Annotated in this window: 14 protein-coding genes; 10 read left to right on the top strand and 4 right to left on the bottom strand. The window is 69.1% G+C overall.

The genetic code is table 11. From position 1 onward, the window contains the following. Window positions 1-110 (bottom strand): hypothetical protein (locus SGCZBJ_RS04765; RefSeq protein ID WP_133149190.1); only part of this gene is annotated, 110 nt, incomplete at its 3' end. A 668-nt stretch (window positions 111-778) separates the two neighbouring features. Here SGCZBJ_RS04765 and SGCZBJ_RS04770 point away from each other — a divergent pair. The 4 genes from SGCZBJ_RS04770 (at window position 779) to SGCZBJ_RS04785 (ending at window position 6897) form a co-directional block, all read left to right on the top strand. Beyond that, entirely contained in the window at window positions 779-1345 is a 567-nt protein-coding gene (locus SGCZBJ_RS04770; protein ID WP_101716887.1) for a hypothetical protein, read from the top strand. Window positions 1346-1452: 107 nt separating this feature from the next. Further along, entirely contained in the window at window positions 1453-2721 is a 1269-nt protein-coding gene (locus tag SGCZBJ_RS04775) for an outer membrane beta-barrel protein (protein ID WP_101716888.1), read from the top strand. Window positions 2722-2780: 59 nt separating this feature from the next. Beyond that, the gene (locus tag SGCZBJ_RS04780; protein WP_101716889.1) at window positions 2781-5003 is read left to right on the top strand and encodes a GumC family protein; all 2223 of its coding nucleotides are present in this window, start codon (window positions 2781-2783) and stop codon (window positions 5001-5003) included. Further along, the gene (locus SGCZBJ_RS04785) at window positions 4993-6897 is read left to right on the top strand and encodes an O-antigen ligase family protein (RefSeq protein ID WP_101716890.1); all 1905 of its coding nucleotides are present in this window, start codon (window positions 4993-4995) and stop codon (window positions 6895-6897) included. Before SGCZBJ_RS04780 ends, SGCZBJ_RS04785 begins: the two co-directional genes overlap by 11 nt. Window positions 6898-6910: 13 nt before the next feature. Here SGCZBJ_RS04785 and SGCZBJ_RS25565 read toward each other — a convergent pair whose 3' ends face one another. Further along, complete coding sequence (locus tag SGCZBJ_RS25565; RefSeq protein ID WP_165799245.1) at window positions 6911-7063, bottom strand: hypothetical protein; 153 nt, start codon at window positions 7061-7063, stop codon at window positions 6911-6913. A gap of 251 nt (window positions 7064-7314) precedes the next feature. Between SGCZBJ_RS25565 and pssZ the strand changes: the two genes are divergently transcribed. Further along, on the top strand, window positions 7315-7941 hold the full coding sequence (gene pssZ / locus SGCZBJ_RS04790; RefSeq protein WP_101714178.1) for an exopolysaccharide biosynthesis protein PssZ: 627 nt from the start codon (window positions 7315-7317) through the stop codon (window positions 7939-7941). 80 nt (window positions 7942-8021) lie between these two features. Here the strand turns inward: pssZ and SGCZBJ_RS04795 are convergent, their stop codons facing one another. Further along, the gene (locus tag SGCZBJ_RS04795) at window positions 8022-8897 is read right to left on the bottom strand and encodes a transglutaminase-like cysteine peptidase (protein ID WP_101716891.1); all 876 of its coding nucleotides are present in this window, start codon (window positions 8895-8897) and stop codon (window positions 8022-8024) included. 324 nt (window positions 8898-9221) lie between these two features. Here SGCZBJ_RS04795 and SGCZBJ_RS04800 point away from each other — a divergent pair, with 324 nt between their 5' ends. The 4 genes from SGCZBJ_RS04800 to SGCZBJ_RS26330 all read left to right on the top strand — a co-directional run bounded on the left by SGCZBJ_RS04800 (window position 9222) and on the right by SGCZBJ_RS26330 (window position 15665). Next, a complete protein-coding gene (locus tag SGCZBJ_RS04800; protein ID WP_338065441.1) occupies window positions 9222-9953 on the top strand; it encodes a metallophosphoesterase family protein in 732 nt (243 codons plus the stop codon). A 67-nt stretch (window positions 9954-10020) separates the two neighbouring features. After that, the gene (locus SGCZBJ_RS04805; RefSeq protein ID WP_101716892.1) at window positions 10021-10653 is read left to right on the top strand and encodes a polysaccharide biosynthesis/export family protein; all 633 of its coding nucleotides are present in this window, start codon (window positions 10021-10023) and stop codon (window positions 10651-10653) included. 168 nt (window positions 10654-10821) lie between these two features. Next, window positions 10822-13230: an EAL domain-containing protein gene (locus SGCZBJ_RS04810; RefSeq protein ID WP_101716893.1), complete on the top strand. Its 2409-nt coding sequence runs from the start codon at window positions 10822-10824 to the stop codon at window positions 13228-13230. Window positions 13231-13322: 92 nt separating this feature from the next. Further along, on the top strand, window positions 13323-15665 hold the full coding sequence (locus SGCZBJ_RS26330) for an ATP-binding protein (RefSeq protein WP_101716894.1): 2343 nt from the start codon (window positions 13323-13325) through the stop codon (window positions 15663-15665). A gap of 19 nt (window positions 15666-15684) precedes the next feature. Here the strand turns inward: SGCZBJ_RS26330 and SGCZBJ_RS04820 are convergent, their stop codons facing one another. After that, window positions 15685-17226 carry a helicase HerA-like domain-containing protein gene (locus SGCZBJ_RS04820; protein ID WP_101716895.1) on the bottom strand — a complete coding sequence of 514 codons (1542 nt, stop codon included), beginning with the start codon at window positions 17224-17226 and terminating at the stop codon, window positions 15685-15687. A 108-nt stretch (window positions 17227-17334) separates the two neighbouring features. On the opposite strand from SGCZBJ_RS04820, the gene SGCZBJ_RS04825 reads away from it, so the two are divergent. Further along, on the top strand, window positions 17335-18462 hold the full coding sequence (locus SGCZBJ_RS04825; RefSeq protein WP_101716896.1) for an AI-2E family transporter: 1128 nt from the start codon (window positions 17335-17337) through the stop codon (window positions 18460-18462). The last annotated feature ends 320 nt before the right edge of the window (window positions 18463-18782 follow it).

Here is an 18782-nt window from a genome sequence, read left to right on the forward strand (position 1 = left end):
GAGATCTTGCGCGGATCCTTGTCGATGCACGTCACCACGTGACCGAAGTCCGCAAAGCACGCCCCCGACACCAGGCCCACATAGCCCGTGCCAATCATCGCTACGCGCATGGATGTCCTCTTTCCACGGATGGGGGCGGCCGGCGGATCCGAACCTTCCGCCCGCTAATCGGCCAATCGCGGGCGCGAGACAAGCCGTCGGGTGCATGCGCCTTGGGCGCCGGCGCGAAAATGCTGGGCGACATCGCACGCGCGGCGGATTTCAAACAAACAGTCACGTGCAGGTTGTAGGGTGGTCTCAGCCTGGAGTGGAAGCTTGCTGTTCGCCGCCGCCGTCATCGCCGTCCTGGTCGGTCTGCTGATCTGGCCCAGCCTCGAACGACCCCTGCGGCGAGAATTCCGACGATTGACGCGCCGTCGTCGTTGAATCCGCAAGCTGATCAAACGACCGCTTGAGTATAACCCAAGGTTGAATCGGACAGTTTCACTGTCGAGCTTGCTAATGGCGAAGCTTGTCAGGTGATGAAGGCGTCCGGTCGTCGGCGCCGGAAATATTCGTGCGAGAGGATAGATCGTGCGCGGGTCGGGCGATCGCCGCCTATGTCATGCTCGTGTCGTAAGAATTGATCTGATCCCAAGCAGACGGTCACGAAACTGTGCCGCTTATGTGCAAAGTCGCAAGTCTGAGCGCTTCGATTAACGCTTATAATAGTTTTAGGGCTGGAATACCCGGGATCGGGGGCTTATAGGGTGCTCGAATTCTTAACAGGGGGTAAGCCATGTCATCGCGTTTCGTAGGCGCAATCGTCGCGGGCCTGGCCCTCGCTGTCGCGCCCTTCGTGTCGACCGCCGCCGCCGTCCAGGGCGGCGCCACGCCGGCCTCGACCGCGCCGCCCAGCGCGGCCTCGCTGCAGGCCGTGATCGCCGCCGCCGCCCGCTCGGCCGCCGCCGATCCCAGCTTCGCGGCCAAGACCCCGGACGCCAAGCTCGAGGCCGTCCAGGCCTCGGTCGCCGCGGCCCTGGCCGCCAGCGGCGCTTCGCCCGAAGTGATCGCCGCCGCCCTGATCCAGGCCGTGGCCTCCAACGTCATCAGCGCCGGCGTGGCCCTCAAGGTCGCCGCCGCCGTCGCGCCGGGCATGGCCGCCACCGTGGCCAACGCTCCCGCCGTCGTCGCCCAGCTGAAGGCCACCGGCCAAACCGCCACGGTCACCTCCTCGACCGCCGGCGGCTCGGTCAGCGTCCTGGTCAGCCTGTCGGGCTCGACCGGCGGCGGTGGCGACGGCGCCGCGCCGCCGGCGGCCTACGACCCGTGCGCGGGCGTGACCGCCGACTACTGCGGCACCTAAGACTCTACTACGCGTTAGACCTGCGCCGGGATGTCCGGCGCCGGATCCCTTTTTTGTTTGTGTCGGGTTTCCGAGGGCGATCGAAGTCGCCGAACTGGGGATAGACCATGAAGATACTCGCCTCGGCCGCGATCGCGGCTGTTCTCGTCGCGGCTGCGCCGCAGATCGCCTTTGCACAGAGCGACGCGTCCAGCTTCAAGCGCGACAAGCACACCAGCGTGCGCCAGCGGCCGCGCCCCGACTATGAAGCGGCCGGCGTGCGCCTGGGCGCCTTCATCGCCTATCCGCGCCTGACGGTGGACCTCGAGCACGACGACAACATCTACGCCGTCGCCACTGACGAGACGTCCGACACCATCTGGCGCGTGAAGCCGGAAATCGCCCTGCGCTCGGACTGGTCGCGCCACTCGCTCAGCGCCTTCGCCTCGAGCTCGATCAACCGCTATTCGGACAAGGGCACGGAAGACAACGAGGAATACACCCTCGGCCTCAACGGCAAGCTCGACGTGGTCCGCGGCTCGTTCATCTCCGGCGGCCTGCAGTACCAGAAGCTGACCGAGCCGCGCTCGGCCCCGACCTCGCCGGTCGCCGCCCTGGCCCCGATCCAGTACGAACTGGTCACCGCCGCCCTGACCGGGGTGAAGGAATTCAACCGCCTGCGCCTGACCGGCGACCTCAGCAGCAAGTCCTACGACTACGAGGACGGCCGCAACATCGCCGGCGAGCTTGACCAGGATTTCCGCGACCGCGACCAGTACCGCTACGGCGTCAAGGCCGACTACGCCGTCAGCCCCGACACCGCCTTCTACGTCTCGCTGACCGGCGACTCGCGCCGCTACGACACGGACTCGGCGCGCGACTCTGACGGCTACATCCTGTCGGCGGGCGTCGACTTCGAACTGGCCCAGGCCGTTCGCGGCCAGGTCGACGCCGGCTACATGAAGCAGACCTACGACAACTTCGTCGTCAACGGCCGCCAGGTCAGCGACATCACCGGCTTCAGCACCAAGACCAAGGTCGAGTGGTTCCCCACCGAGCTGACCACGGTGACCTTCAACGCCACCCGAAACATCGACGAATCCGTCGTCGCCGGCTCCCAGGGCTTCGTGGCGACCACCGGTTCGGTCGCCGTTGATCACGAGCTGCTGCGCAACGTGCTACTGTCGGGTCAGGCCAATTTCGGCAATGACGATTACGAAGGCATCGATCGCGAAGACAAGCGCAGCGGCGCCAAGGCTTCGGTCTCGTATCTGATGAACCGTCGTGTCGGGGTTTTCCTGACCTACACTTACCTGAAGCAGAAGTCTGAAGGCGCCAATGCGGCGCGAAGCTTCACCGACAATAAGCTGGCCGCTTCGCTCGCCCTGCAATTCTAGTCCAAAAAGGTCGCGACCCTCCTCTAGCGGGAGGGCATCGACCACTGAGAGTGCGCATCATGGACGGCTCGACCTTCGAGACCCCGATCGCTGCGGCGTCCGACGCCGCGGCGCCCGCGTTTGACCTCAACGTCATCATCGCGATCTTCCGGCGCAGGCTCCGGCTGTTCGCGGCGGTGGCCCTGGCGGTCTTCGTCGCCGTGGTGCTGTTCACGCTTCAGGAGACCCCGCGCTACTCGACCCAGGCCCAGGTCATGATCGACGTGCGCCAGGAACAGGTGACCCCGGACATGAACGCCGTGCTGTCGGGCCTGCCCGCCGACAGCGCCGTGGTCGACACCGAGGTCGAGGTGCTGCGCTCGCGGTCGCTGGCCGGCCGCGTGGTCGACCAGCTCAAGCTGGACCAGGATCCGTACTACAACCCCAGCCTCGCCGGGGCGAAGGGCGTCAAGGCCTGGTTCCCCTTCCTGAAGAAGACGGTCGCGCCGACCGCCGCCAACGATCCGGTCGTGGCCCAGCGCCTACGCGAGCGCATCGTCGACCGTGTGCTCAGCGGCCTCAACGTCCGCCGCTCGGGCGTCACCTACCTGATCACCGTGCAGTACACGCACGAGGATCCGGCCCAGGCCGCCCGCCTGGCCAACGCCTTCGCCGACCTCTACCTGACCGAACAGCTGGAGGCCAAGTTCGAGGCCACCAAGCAGGCCAACAGCTGGCTCGACACCCGCGTCGCCGACCTGCGCGGCCAGCTGCAGCAGGCCGAGGCCGACGTCCAGCAGTACAAGATCGCCAACAACCTGCTCAGCGCCCAGGGCGCGACCCTGACCGAGCAGGAGATCTCAGGCCTGAACCAGCAGCTGGCCACGGCCCGCGCCGAACAGGCCGAGACCGACGCCCGCCTCAATATCGCCCGCAACCAGCTGGCCCGCGGCAGCAACGGCGAGGACCTGGGCGAGACGATGAGCTCGCCGGTCATCCAGCAGCTGCGCAAGCAGCGCGCCGAGAAGAGCGCCCAGGTCAATTCGATGGCCGAGCGCTACGACGAGCGCTGGCCCGACCTGATCAAGGCCCGTCGCGAGCTGTCGGACATCGACGCCCAGATCCAGGCCGAGATCAAGCGCATCATCTCCAACCTCGAGGCCCAGGCCCAGATCTCGCGCCAGCGCACCGGCTCGGTGGCCGGCAGCGTCGGCGCCGCCCGCGGAACTCTGGCCGGCAACAACCGCGCCAGCATTCGCCTGGCCGAGCTGGAGCGGAAGGCCGAGTCCGTCCGCACCCTGTATGAGTCCCTGCTCGGTCGCTTCAAGCAGACCACCACCCAGCAGGGCATCGAGCAGCCCGACGCCCGCGTGCTGTCGCGCGCGACGATCCCCAGCAAGCCCAGCGAACCCAAGCCCTCGGTCAACCTGATCCTGGGCCTGGTCGCCGCGCTCGGCGCCGGCGGCGCGGCCGTGGTGCTGGCCGAGATCCTGATGGCGGGCCTGTTCACCGAGGACGAGGTCGAGCGCCGCCTGGGCGTGCCCTATCTGGGCTCGGTGCCGCTGCTCAGCTCCACCCTGGACGACGCCCGCGCCGCCCGCGGCCTGGCCCCGCCCGACTACCTGCTGAACAAGCCGCTCTCCAGCTTCGCCGAGAGCCTGCGCAAGCTGCGGGCGGCGATCCTGTTCTCCAAGGTCGGCGAGACGGTCAAGGTGATCGCCGTCACTTCATCGCTGCCGGGCGAGGGCAAGACCACCACCACCTTCTCGCTGGGTCGCACCCTGGCCGCCTCGGGCGCCAATGTCGTGGTCGTCGACTGCGACCTGCGCCAGGGCGCCATCAACCGCTTCCTGCCCACCGCCCCGACGGTCGGCCTGATCGAGGTGCTGAACGGCGCGGCCACGCTGGAAGAGGCGCTCTACGCCGATGAAAGCGGGGCCCGCGTCCTGCCGCTGACCAAGTCGGCCTACACGCCCCGCGACGTCTTCGGCTCGGCCGCCTTCCAGCGCCTGCTGGCCGAGCTGCGCCAGCGCTTCGACGTGGTTCTGCTCGACACCGCCCCGCTGCTGGCCATCGCCGACACCCGCATCCTGGCGCCGCACGCCGACGCCGTGGTCATGCTGGCCCGCTGGAAGCGCACCCCGGTCAAGGCCATCACCTCGGCCCTGTCGCTGCTGCAAGGCCGCGGCGTGTTCCTGGCCGGCGTGGCCCTGACCCAGATGGATCTCAAGGCCCAGTCCCGCTACGGCTACGGCGACGCGGGCTACTACTACAAGAGCTACCGCAAGTACTATGCGGACTGACGGGCGTCGGACCCGGCGGCTCGCGGGGTCCGAAACCGCCGCCTGCGCGGGGCTGACGGCTCTGGTCTTCGGCGCCGTCCTGGCCTTCGGCGCCAGCGACACGGCCGTGGCGGCCGTGTTCGCCGGGCTCTACGCCCTGTCCCTGGTCATCCTGCTGGCCGCCTGCAGCTGGGCCCGCCGCGATCTGGCCCGGCTGGGCGGCTGGACGGTTCCGGCCGTGCTGGCCGGCCTGCTGCTGGTCGCGGTCCTGGTCCCCCTGACGCCGTGGAGCCCCGACGGTCCGCACCCGGTCTGGACCTTCCTGCCCGACGGCCCAGGCGCCTCGACCCTTGACCGCTCGGCGGTGCTGCTCAACGTCCTGAACCTCCTGGGCCTGTTCTGCCTCTATGTCGCCGCCCGGGTGGTCGCCGCCTCGCAGACGCGCGGCCGCCGGCTGCTGGCCTTCATGCTGTGGGGTCTGGGGATCTACGCCGCCGGCGCCCTCGTGCACCACGTCGGCCTGCGCGGCGAGGGCCGTATGGCCGCCACCCTGCTGGGGCCCAACAGCGCCGCCACCGTCTTCGCCGCCGGCGCCGTGATGGCCGCGGCGGCCCTGGCCCAGCGCCTGCGCCGGGGCGGCTCGGCTGCGCTGAAGAAGGGCGATCCGCGCGCCGTCGCCCTGGCCGGCCTAGTGGCCCTGCTGGTCGTCTGCCTGCTGATGACCGCCTCGCGCGGCGGCCTGATCGCCGGCGCGATCGGCGCCGCGATGTTCACGGTCTGGCAGGTCTTCGCCGGCCGCCGGATGACGCGCGGCGGCGTGCTTTTCATCGGCGGCGCGGCCGTGCTGCTGGTGGTCGCCCTGGGCCTGAACGGCGCGGGCCTGGTGGTCGAGCGCTTCGATCTTGCCCAGCAGGACCTCGACATCCGCCGGCAGATCATCGCCCCGCACTGGCGGGCTTTCCTGTCTTCGCCCTGGTTCGGCTACGGCCTGGGCTCGTTTCCGTCGGTCAACCAGATGCTGATGACCGAGGCGGCCCTGCGCGAGCTGCACAATGTGCGCGCCGTGCACAACCTCTATGTCCAGTGGCTGGAAGAGGCAGGCGTCGTCGGGGCCTTGCTGATGGCCGCCCTGCTGGGCGAGCGTCTGGTCCCGGTGGTCCGCGCCGCGTTCGGCCCGGGCGCGGTGGGGATCTGGGCGCGGGGCGCGGTCTGCGCGGCGGCGGTGTTCCTGATCCACGGCCTGTCGGACTTCGCGCTTCAGGTTCCGGCCATCCAGGCCCTGGTCACCCTGGGCCTGGGCGCGCTGGGCGGCCTGGTCTCGCCTCGCGGCGAGACGCGCGGCGCCAGGCCCGATCGCGCGCCGGCTCGCCTGGCCCTGGCCGGCGGCGGCGCCTGCACGCTGGTCGCCGTGCTGATGGCTGGTCCGCTGCTGGCGGCCAAGGTCGGCGGCGATCTGTCGGCCTGGCCCACCGCGCCGGCCGACGCCCTGGCGACGAGCATCGAGCGCGGCCTGGCGCGCAAGGATCTTCCGAAGACGGAGCTGGCGCGCCTCGACGGTCTCAGCCGCCGAGAGCTAGCGTCACGGCCAGGGTCGGGTTCGGCCTGGCTGCGTCGGGCGGCGGTCGACGCCGCGGCGGGCCTCGACGGGCCCTCGGCCCTGGCGCTGGAGCGCTCGTTCACGGTGGCGCCGTTGCAGACCAGCCTGTTCAACGCCCGGACGCGGTTCGCCTACGAGCGTTGGGACCGGCTGACGCCGACGGCGCGGACGCAGACGATCGAACAGCTCAGCGTCGAATGGCGTCGCGCCGACTGGAAGCGGAAGGAAATGGTGCGGCTGGCCAACGAGATCCGCAACCCGGCGGGCCGGGTCGGGCTGGCCTTGCAGCTGACCGTGCTGCGGCTGAGGCAGTCGTGACCGCGGCGGCCGATCAGATGAGGGCGCGGAAAAGTTCCACGGCGCCCAGCCACAGGCCGGCCGAGACCAGGGCGGCCAGACCCAGGCCGACGGCCCGCGGCAGGCGGCGCGTGGCGACCGGAATGGCGTCGGCGACGTTGCTCAGCGAGATGTCGGCGTGCGGCATGAAACTCAAGGCCCCTTCAGCGCAGCTTCGTCATCTGCGCGAATCTAAGCTTAGCTTTTCACCCCTAAGCCCTAGTGAAGGAACAGGGTTTACGCAAAATGACTGTATTTTATGGTTAAGTATCAGTTTCCGCGCGACGTCGTCGGAGAGTTGCATTAGGTAGTTAGAGACGAAGTGGGGTGGCTTCGTTCCTTTTTGTGTGTCGTGGGATAGGGGGTTACGCTGTGAGCGGAAGCTCGAACACCGAAACCATGAACGCCGTCGCGGGCGAGATTCTTGCTCGTGTCGCCGTGGATCCCGGCAAGCGCTTCATCGACGTCGTCGTTGCTGCCCTTGCCTTGATCTTCTTTGCGCCCGTGCTTTTGCTCGCGGCGCTCTGGATTAAGTTGGAGTCGCCCGGACCCGTGCTGTTCCGCCAGACGCGGGGCGGCCTGAACGGTCGAACCTTCACCATCTACAAGCTGCGCTCGATGCGATGCGAGGAGAACGGCGACAAGGTCACCCAGGCCCGTCGCGACGACGACCGCATCACCAAGTCCGGCAAGCTGTTGCGCACCACCAGCATCGACGAGCTGCCCCAGCTGCTCAACGTGCTGAAGGGCGACATGTCGCTGGTGGGCCCGCGTCCGCACGCCATGGCGCACGACGCCTATTACGGCGCGCTGATCTCGACCTACAACATGCGCTTCCAGGCCAAGCCGGGCCTCACGGGCCTGGCCCAGATCCGCGGCCTGCGCGGCGGCACGACCGACGTCGAGGACATGGCGGCCCGCATCAAGGCCGACATCGCCTATATCGACGGCTGGTCGCTGATGAGCGACATCCGCATCCTGCTGCTGACGGTGCCGCACCTGCTGATGGCCGAGAACGCCTACTAGGCAGGCAGTATTGTTCGAATACTGAAAAGGCCCCGCTTCTGCTCGAAGCGGGGCCTTTTTACTTACATGGGGGGCGGTGATCAGCCGATCGTCACCCAGGCGGCCGAGCCGGGGGCCTGGCGCTCGATCCAGCGATAGTTCAGCTCGCTCCAGGGCGTGGCCCAGGGGGTCAGGTTGTCGAGCACCCAGTCGCCCTGCTCCATCGCCACCACCAGCACGGCGTGGCTTTCGCCGCGGGCGGTGACCGCCACGGCCATCGACAGGGCTGCGGCCGGCACGCCGGCCTCGATCAGGCGGCGGCGCTTTTCCAGGGCGTAGTCCTCGCAGTCGCCGTACATCTTGCCGTCGATCACGCGCGGCAGGCTCCAATACTCGATCATGCCGTAGAGATCGAAGTCGTCGGCCTTCTGCACCTCGCGATTAACGCGGCGATTGATGTCGTTGAGCAGCTTCATCTGGTCGCGCGACAGGCGCGGAAGCTCACCCTCGGCCGAGGCCAGGCCGACCGTCCGGGTCGTGTTCGGCGACAGGGCGGCGGCCATCGCCGCTTCCGGCGAGACCAGGGCGAAGGCGGTGTCCAGGCGCAGGGCTTGAAGGGTTTCCACTGTCAGGGCGGCGACCGCGTCTTCGTCTTCAGCGTCGGTTTCGGCGGCGATCGCCTGGGCCTGGGCGGCGAAGGTCAGGCGGCGGCCCCCGCTCCAGGCGGTCGAGGTCGACGAGGTGGCGATGCCGGCCTGGAGCGCCGCCTGCGGCGCCTGGCCGGTCAGGGCCGCGATCTCGTGCGCGGCCGCGCCGCAGCTGTCCAGGTCGCGCTGGCAAAGGTCGGTGAACCCGGGCGGGGCGGCGGCCGGCGCGCCCATCGGCATGAACGCCGGCGCCGGCCCGGCCAGGGCCGGGGCGGCGGCCATCAGCCCAAGGCTGGCGATGGCGGTTCCGAGAAAGGCGGTGATCTTCATGACGGGCTCGCGAAGTTCGTGAGCTCATCATCGGAATATCCATTGAATTCGAGGTCAAAATAGTTGGTTTTTTAACGTCTAACCAATCTGGTTTATTTGACGTTATTGGTAATGGGCAATGAATATTCAGGGTTAAATTGATCTCGAAAATATCGGTTTATTTATCGTAAATATGCGTGGCAGCGGTTGAAGGGGCCTTGCGCCTAAGGCATTTTGACAATCGACCCTGTTTCGTCCTTCTCCATCCTCTTCAGGTCCATGGTCTTCGGCTTCCTGCGTCCCAAGTCCCGATCCAAGTCGCAAACGGCCTCCGCCGACGGCCGAGTGGTTTACGGCGTCGGCGACATCCATGGCCGTCTCGACCTGCTGGACCAGCTGCTCGACGCCGTGGCGGCCGATTTCGCCGCGCTTGGCCGCCAGGACCGGCCGGTGATCGTGTTCGTCGGCGACTATGTCGACCGCGGTCCGGACTCGGCCGGGGTGATCGAGCGCATCGCCGCCCTCAAGGCCGCCTCGGGCGGGCCTTCGGGCTTCGAGGTCCGCGCCCTGATGGGCAATCACGAGCAGACCCTGCTGCAATTCCTCGACAGTCCCGAGGGCGGCCCGGTCTGGACCGAGTTCGGCGGCGGCGAGACCCTGGCTTCCTACGGCGTGGCGCGGCCGGTGGGGCGTGACCCCGAGGCTTGGCGCGCGGCCCAGGAGCAGTTCCAGCGCAACCTGCCCCTGCGCCACCTGAACTTCCTGCGCCAGCTGGAGCTGACCGCGGCCTATGGCGACTATCTGTTCGTCCACGCCGGCGTGCGTCCGGGCCGGTCCCTGGCCGAGCAGGACCCGCAGGACCTGTTGTGGATCCGCGGCGATTTCCTGCACCAGCCGCACGGCCTGGGCATGGTCGTCGTCCACGGCCACACCCCCGACGAAGAGCCGTTCCTGGGCCGTGACCGGATCAATGTCGACACCGGAGCCTATGCGACGGGCGTTCTGACCGCCGTCCGGGTGGGGCAGGGCGCCCCGGTCATGCTGCAAGCGCGAAAACGACGTCCCGTTCCGGGGTGAAGCTTGTGACGCCCGGGTCTCCATGCGATGAGACCAGGGAGGGATGCAGCCGAGAGACGTGACGAGAATGATTACCGTTCGACGCCTTATTCGGGCGGCTTCGATCTGCCTGGCCCTCGCTGCGGCCGCGCCGATCGCCCAGGCTCAGGACACTCCTCCGCCGCCTCCCGCCGCCGCTGCTGCGGCGCCGCAAACCGCGCCCGTCGCGCCGTCCACGGCCGCGCCCGCCGCCCCGGTCGATCCCGACTACCAGCTGGGTTCGGGCGACAAGATCCGCGTCACCGTCTTCGGCGAACCCACCCTGTCGGGCGAGTTCTACGTCACCGGTTCGGGCCTGGTGTCCCTGCCGTTGCTGGGCGAGGTCAAGGCCGCCGGGCTCAGCGTCCGCCAGTTCCAGGAGACGGTCGAGACCGCCCTGCGCAACGGCTACCTGAAGCAGCCGCGCGTCAGCGCCGAAGTGCTGAACTTCCGCCCGTTCTACATCCTGGGCGAGGTCAGCAAGCCGGGCACCTATCCCTACACCTCGGGCCTGACCGTCCAGAACGCCGTGGCCACCGCCGGCGGCTACACCTACCGGGCCGACAAGAACAAGGTCTTCATCAAGCGTCTGGGCGAAGAGAAAGAGACCAAGATGAGCCTGACCCCGTCGACCCAGGTCGCGCCGGGCGACACGGTGCGTATCGGCGAGCGCTTCTTCTAAGAGCTCAAATGCAGGCGCCGCGTTTTTCGCGGCGTCGGCGGCGTTAAGGTTCGATTCATCACGGCGCGCGGCGATAGGTCGCGCTTTCGACTACCTGGCCGCGTAATAGAAACCATTTTTTGTATCTTTCCGCACAGAGTGGCGCCGTACCACTCTGGGGGAACGCCTTTGCTGAAGGTTCTGACCTGCCTGACGGGGCAGCATGACTTCAGGCTCGTGCTTGTCGCCGGCCTCGTCTGCTTCGCCGCCTGTTTCACGGCGTTCCGGCTCTTTTCACGCCTGCGCGGCGCGCGCGGCCTGGTCCGCGGGGCCTGGCTGCTGCTGACCGGCCTGGTCGCCGGCTCGGGCGTCTGGGCCACCCACTTCATCGCCATGGTCGCCTACGACCCGGGCCTCAAGACCGGCTACAGCCCGGCCGGCACCCTGCTGTCGCTGATGATCGCGGTGCTGTTCATGGCCGCCGGCTTCGCCGTGGCCTCGGCCGAGCGCACCCGCACCAACGACTGCGCCGGCGGCCTGCTGCTGGGCCTGGGCATCGGCGCGATGCACTATACCGGCATGTCGGCCTTCGTGACCCAGGGCTACGTGCTCTGGGAGCAGGCCACCGTCGCCGCTTCGGTCGTCATCGGCGTGTCCTTCTCGGCCATCGCCCTGGTCATCGCCGGTCGCGCCCGCTCGCTGACCAAGCAGCTGATCGGCGGCACGGTGCTGACGCTGGGCGTCTGCGGCCTGCACTTCACCGGCATGGGCGCCGTGACGATCATGCCCGACGTCAATGTCGTCGTGCCCGAGCAGCTGCTGTCGGGCGCCATGCTGACCCTGGCGGTGACCGCCATCACCGGCCTGATCATCCTGGGCGGCCTGGGCGCGGTGACCATCGAGTCCTCGACCAGCCGCTCGGCGCTGGACCGCATCCGCCGCCTGGCCAACGCCGCCTACGAAGGCATCGTCGTGGTCCAGGACGGCCGCATCAACGACGCCAACGCCGCCTTCTGCGAACTGGCCGGCGCGTCGCTGGACGAGCTGGTCGGCAAGCCGCTCTACACCGCCATGCTGACCTTCGACGGCAAGGAACCGGCCCGTGAGGGCGTCCGCCGCGAAGGGCTTCTCCAGCCGCTCGAAGGCGGCCGCGCCATTCCGGTCGAGGTGTTCTCGCGCCTGATGGACGACGGCGCCCGCACCGAGACCTCGGGCCTGACCGTGCTGGCCATCCGCGACCTGCGCGAGCGCCGCTCGGCCGAGGAGAAGATCCGCTACCTGGCCGAACACGACGGCCTCACGGGGCTTCCCAACCGCAACTCGCTGCAGGCCCGCCTGGCCGCCGCCCTTGAGCGCGTCGAGGCGTCCGGCGAGACCCTGTCGCTGGTCTGCATCGACCTGGACCACTTCAAGGAAGCCAACGACCTGCACGGCCACCTGGCCGGCGACGCCCTGCTGGTCGAGGCCGCCCGCCGCCTGCAGGACTCGGTCACCGCCCCGTCCTTCGCCGCGCGCCTGGGCGGCGACGAATTCATCCTGGTGCAGATCGCCGCCGGCGACCAGCCGGCCGCCGCCGCCGAACTGGCCGGCCGCGTGCTCGAGCAGCTGTCGACCCCGGCCGTCTACGAGGGCCAGGACCTGGCCATGGGCGCCAGCCTGGGCGTCTCGCTGTTCCCCGACGACGGCCGCACCGCCGAGGCCCTGCTGGCCAACGCCGACATGGCCCTCTACCGCGCCAAGGAAAGCGGCCGCGGCGTCTATCGCTTCTTCAAGCGCGAGATGGACGAGACCATCCGTGAACGTCGCACCCTGGCCCGCGAGCTGCGCCAGGCCATCACCGACGAGGAGCTGGTGGTGTTCTACCAGCCCCTGGCCCGCGCCGCCGACGGCGAGGTCTGCGGCTTCGAGGCCCTGGTCCGCTGGAAGCACCCGGTGCGCGGCATGGTCCCGCCGCTCGACTTCATTCCGGTGGCCGAGGAGAACGGCCTGATCACCCAGCTGGGCGAATGGGTCCTGCGCCGCGCCTGCGCCGACGCCGCCAGCTGGGACCGCCCGCTGCGCATCGCCGTCAACCTGTCGCCGCTGCAACTGAACCAGCCCAACCTGCCGACCCTGGTGCACGAAGTGCTGATCGCCACCGGCCTGTCGCCCTCGCGCCTGGAGCTGGAGATCACCGAAAGCGCCCTGTTCAAGGACTACCAGCGCGCGCTCGACAACCTGCGCCGTCTGAAAGCCCTGGGCGTTCGCATCGCCATGGACGACTTCGGCACCGGCTTCTCGTCGCTGTCGACGCTTCAGTCGTTCCCGTTCGACAAGATCAAGATCGACAAGAGCTTCGTCGAGAACATCCATCGCCACGACCGCGCCACCGTCATCGTGCGCGCCGTGCTGGGCCTGGGTCGCAGCCTGGAGATCCCGGTCGTGGCCGAGGGCGTCGAGACCCAGGAGCAGATCGACTTCCTGCGCGGCGAGTCCTGCGCCGAGCTACAAGGCTACGCCATCGGCCGTCCTGGCCCGATCGACAGCCTGTCGGCCTGGACCCTGGCCAGTGTTCCGGCCCCGATCACGATCGAAACCAAGACTCGCGGTGCGGCCTGATTCGGGCAACCTGCGCGGGAACCTCTGCCGTTCGCCGGCGTTAGCATCAGCGTCGCCGGCGGGGGTGCGCCTGGTGACGCGGGGCTAGCGTAATGGGCCAGTTTCTCAGTCGGACGACGATCCGGTTCGCATCGTCGGTCGATCGCCCGATTCTTCGGTTCTGTCTGGCCGGCGCGGCCGTGGGCCTGGCCGTGGCCGCCCGCTTCGGCGCGGCCAACCTGACCGACCACCCCAGCAACTTCCCGCCGTTCTTCGTCGCCGTCATGCTGGCCGCCCTGGTCGGCGGGCTGTGGGCGGGCCTGGCCTCGGTGGTGGCCAGCGCCCTGATCGTCCGCCTGCTGTGGATGAGCGGCCCCCTCGACACCCCCCAGGCCGCGCAGCTGGCCACCTTCGGCTTGAGCAGCGGCCTGATCGTGCTGTTCGTCGCCGCCCTGCGGCTGGCCGTACGCAGCGGCCTGGCCGCCGAGGAGCGGTTCCGCATCGCCCAGGACGCCTCGCTCGACGCCTTCGTGATCCTGGAACCGGTGCGGCGGGGGGGCCAGGTCGCCGACTTCCGCTGGACCTACGCCAACCCCGCCGCCCAGGCCCTGCGGCCGCGCGGCGTCTCCACCCTGATCGGCCGCCGGGTGCGCGACGTCTTCCGCGACGAGACCGGCCAGCAGATGATCGAGCGCCTGACCCGCCTGCTCGACGAGGGCGGTCCTGACGATCTCGAAGTGCGCCGGGTGATCGACGGCGAGGAGCACTGGGTGCGCTCCAGCGGCGTGCGCATCACCGAGGGCCTGGCGGTGACCTTTCGCGACGTGACCCGCGAGCGCCGGGCCCAGGCGGCCCTGCGCACCAGCGAGGAGCAGTTCCGCGGCGTGGCCAACGCCGCCCCGGTGATGATCTGGATCTCGGGCGTGGACGGGGCCTGCATCTGGTTCAACGACGCCTGGCTGAAGTTCACCGGCCGCAGCATGGACGAGGAGCTGGGGCGCGGCTGGGCGGCCGGCGTCCACCCCGACGACCTGGACGCCGCCGAGACCGAGGCGGCCGCCGCCATCGCGGCCCGCCGCCCGTTCCGCGCCGCCTTCCGCCTGCGCCGGGCCGACGGCGCCTGGCGCTGGATCAGCAGCGCCGGCGCCCCGCGCCACGACGCCTACGGCCAGTTCCAGGGCTATATCGGCAGCTGCTTCGACAACACCGAGGTCGTGGAGACCACGCTCGAACTGGAAGACCGCGTGGCCGAGCGCACCGCCGCCCTGGAGGCCAGCATCGCCGAGCGCGCCAAGACCGAGGCCGCGCTTGCCCAGTCCCAGCGGCTGGAGACCGTCGGCCGGCTGACCGGCGGCGTCGCCCACGACTTCAACAACCTGCTGACGGTGATGGTCGGCGGGCTCGACATGATCCTCAAGCGCCCCGACGACGTGGCCCGCGTGCGCCGCCTGGGCGAGGCGGCCCTGGCCGCCGGCCAGCGCGGCGAGCGCCTGACCCGCCAGCTCCTGGCCTTCTCGCGCAGCCAGGAGCTGAAGCTGGAGGTCGTCGACATCGCCGGCCTGATCCTTCAGGTCGAGCCCCTGGTCCGTCGCGCCGTCGGCGACGCCAAGAGCCTGGAGGTCCGCGCCGACCGCGAGGCCGGCTCCAGTCGCGTCGACGCCGCCCAGTTCGAGGCCGCCCTGCTCAATCTCGTCGTCAACGCCGTCGACGCCACGCCCGACCATGGGACCATCACCGTCGAGGTCGCGGCCGAGCGGCTGGAGGACGGCCAGGCGGGCGAGGCCCCGGCCGGCGACTATGTGCGCGTGGCGGTGTCCGACACCGGCCACGGCATGTCGCCCGAGGTGCTGGGCCGGGTGTTCGAGCCGTTCTTCACCACCAAGGAGGTCGGCAAGGGCACGGGCCTGGGCCTGGCCCAGGTCTATGGCTTCGTGCGCCAGTGCGGCGGGGCGGTGACCATCGACAGCCAGGAGGACAGGGGCACGACGGTGTCGCTGCACCTGCCGGTCGCCATCGCCGACGGCGTCGCGGTGGAACGGTCGGAGGACGCGCCCATCGCCGACCTTTCGGGCGTGCGGGTGCTGCTGGTCGAGGACGACGCAAGCGTCCGGGCCATCACCGAGGGCGCGCTGACCGAGCTGGGATGCATCGTCGTCACGGCCGAGCACGGCCGCGCGGCCCTGGCCCGGCTGGAGGCCGAGGCGGACTTCGACGTCCTGCTGTCGGATCTCGTCATGCCCGGCGGCGTCAGCGGCGTGGAGCTGGGCCGCATCGTCGCCGAACGCGCGCCCCGCACCGCCGTCCTGCTGACCACCGGCTACGCCGGCGACCGCCTGGCCGCCGCGCTCGAAGACCTGCCCTGGCCGGTGCTGCGCAAGCCGTTCCGCATCGAGCAGCTGCATAGGGCGCTGGCCGAGGCGGTCGGGGGGCGGACCAAGATGGTCCCTCTCTCTTAGAGAGAGGGATTCCGGACGCCTACCGCCTTCGGCTCAGACCCCCCAGCAGACCGCGCATGATCTCGCGGCCCGCCTGACTGGCCACGGTCCGCAGCAGCGACTTGGCGAAGGTCTCGGCCATGCCCTGGCGGTTGGACGAGGCGCGGGGGCGAGAGGCGCGGGCCTCTTCGCGCTCTTCCCGGGCCCGTTCGCGCTCGCGCACCTTTTCCTCGGCCGCCCGCTGGCGTTCGGCCTCGGCGGCGCTGGCGGCGGCCGCCGCGTCCTTCTGGGCCTGGGCGGCGCGGCCCTGCAGGGTCTCATAGGCCGAGGCGCGGTCCTGGGCGGTGTCGTAGAGGCCGGCCACCGGGCTCTTGGCGATGGCGGCGGCGCGTTCTTCCGGCGTCAGCGGGCCCAGGCGCGAGGCCGGCGGGCGGATCAGGGTCTTCTGCACCACGCACGGCGCGCCCTTGGCGTCGAGCACCGAGACCAGGGCCTCGCCCACGCCCAGGGCCTGGATGGTCTCGGCGGTGTCGAAGGCCGGATTGACCCGGAACGACTGGGCCGCCGCCTTCAGCCCCTTCTGGTCGGCGGGGGTATAGGCGCGCAGGGCGTGCTGGACGCGCGCGCCCAGCTGGCCCAGCACCGCGTCGGGGATGTCGGCCGGGTTCTGGGTGACGAAATAGATGCCCACGCCCTTGGAGCGGATCAGGCGCACCACCTGCTCGATCTTCTCGAGCAAGGGTTTCGGCGCATCGTTGAACAGCAGGTGCGCCTCGTCGAAGAAGAAGACGAGCTTGGGCTTTTCCGGATCGCCCACCTCGGGCAGCTCTTCGAACAGCTCCGACAACAGCCACAGCAGGAAGGTCGAATAGAGCTTGGGCGACTGGATCAGCTTGTCGGCAGCCAGCACGTTGACATAGCCGCGCCCGGCCACGTCGGTGCGCATGATGTCGGAAAGGTTCAGGGCCGGCTCGCCGAAGAAGTGCTCGGCGCCTTGGGTCTGCAGGGTCAGCAGCTTGCGCTGGATCGCGCCGACCGTGGCGGCCGAGACGTTGCCGTACTGGGTGCCGATCTCGGCGGCGTTGTCGGCCACGTACTTCAGCGCCGCCTGGAGATCCTTCAGGTCCAGCAGCAGCAGGCCGTCCTGGTCGGCGACGTGGAAGGTGATGGTCAGCACCCCTTCCTGCACGTCGTTCAGTTCCAAGAGGCGCGACAGCAAGAGCGGACCCATCTCCGAGATGGTCGTGCGGATCGGGTGGCCCTTCTCGCCGAACAGGTCCCAGAAGATGGTCGGCGGCGCGGCCGGGGTCAGGGTGATGTCCATCGACGCGGCGCGGGCCTGCATCTTCTCGTTGGGCGTCCCCAGGGCGGCGACGCCCGACAGGTCGCCCTTCACGTCGGCGGCGAACACCGGCACGCCCGCGTCGGCGAAGGCCTGGGCCATGACCTGCAGCGTCACCGTCTTGCCGGTGCCGGTGGCGCCGGCCACCACGCCGTGGCGATTGGAGCGGTCCAGCCGCTGAGTGACAGGTCCTTCGCCGAGCCCGATCAGAATCTCGCCTTCGCCGATCGCCAGGGTCATGCGCAACTTCCCTACATGATTGAGGCTTAAGCCTAGCTCCGGCCTTGTCCTTCGCCAATTGGGCTGAACAATGGTCCCCAAGACTTACGCGAACAGAGATTCCCGTCGATGACGACCTTCACGCCCTCGATCACCAGCCGAAACGCCGTCGTCTTCCTGGCGGTGGTCGCGGCCGGCGCGGCCCTCTACTACATGCGCGGCATCCTCACGCCGCTGGTCCTGGCCATCTTCCTGGCCGTAATGATCGACAGCTTCGCCCGCGTGCTGACGGTGCGGGTGCCCAAGTTCCCGCAGAAGCTGGCCCTGCCGACGGCCATCGTGCTGTCGCTCCTGCTGTTCGGCGGCTCGGTGTGGATCGTCGTCGAGAACGGCGCGGGCTTCGTGGGCCAGGCCAAGGCCTACGCCCCGCGCCTCAACGAGGTGATCGCCAAGATAGCCGGCCTGGTGGGGGTGCGTGTCGCCCCCACGCTCGACGACCTGATCGCCCAGCTCAATCCGCAGCAGTATGTCGGCGCGATCGCCGGCAGCCTGCAGAACTTCGCCTCCAACGCCGTGCTGGTGCTGATCTATCTGGGCTTCATCATCGCCTCGCGCCGGGGCTTCTCGCGCAAGATCGTCGCCCTGTTCCCGCACCACGCCGAGCGCGACCAGTCGGTGGCGCTGTTCCAGCGCATCCGCAACGGGGTCGAGCAGTACCTGTGGATCCAGACCGTCACCGGCCTGATGATCGCCGTGGCCGCCTGGGCGGTGATGGCCCTGGTCGGGCTCGACAACGCCTTCTTCTGGGCCTTCCTGATCTTCATCGCCGCCTACATCCCGATCATCGGTGGGGCCATCGGCTGCATCCTGCCGCCGCTGTTTGCTCTGGTGCAGTTCCCCCACAGCCTGCTGCCGGCCCTGATCCTGGCCGGGTCGCTGCAGGTGATCTTCTTCGTGGTCGGCAATGTCGTACTGCCGCGCATGCAGGGCGACAGCCTGAACATGGACCCCACCGTCGTGCTGCTGTCGCTGGCCGTCTGGGGCGCGCTGTGGGGCGGCATCGGCATGTTCCTGTCCACGCCCCTGACCGTGGCCCTGATGCTGATCCTGGCCCAGTTCGACGGCACCCGCTGGATCGCCATCCTGCTGTCGGAAGACGGCGATCCGACCAGCGAGCGGGCCACCGGACACGGCCCGGCGGGGGTCGCCAAACAGGGAAATGCGAGAAAAAAGCCAAGTTCGAAAAAAGGGGCTTAAATTTCTTGGGAGCGCTCCTATCTAGGTCTGGTACCGGGAGCCCCCCAATCCCGGTCCCGCGCGACGCCGGCCTGCTTTACCTGGCGCGTCGAACGCGGAAAACGCCCGCCGCCCCCCAAGGCGGGCCTGCGCCGCCGGTCTCCCCCCACCGGCGGCGCTTCCGTGTCCGGAGCAGCGTTTCCGAACAATCCACGGCCAGGACGCCCGGATAGAAATGTGGGTGGCGCTTCCTTCGGAATTCAGCAGTTTAGGCAAAATATTGTTCGGTTCTCGGGCGTGTCGGTTGAACGCGCACGGGAAAGGGCTAGGTTGTCGCCAAA

The organism is Caulobacter zeae (assembly GCF_002858925.1).
GTDB classification, from domain to species: Bacteria; Pseudomonadota; Alphaproteobacteria; order Caulobacterales; family Caulobacteraceae; genus Caulobacter; species Caulobacter zeae.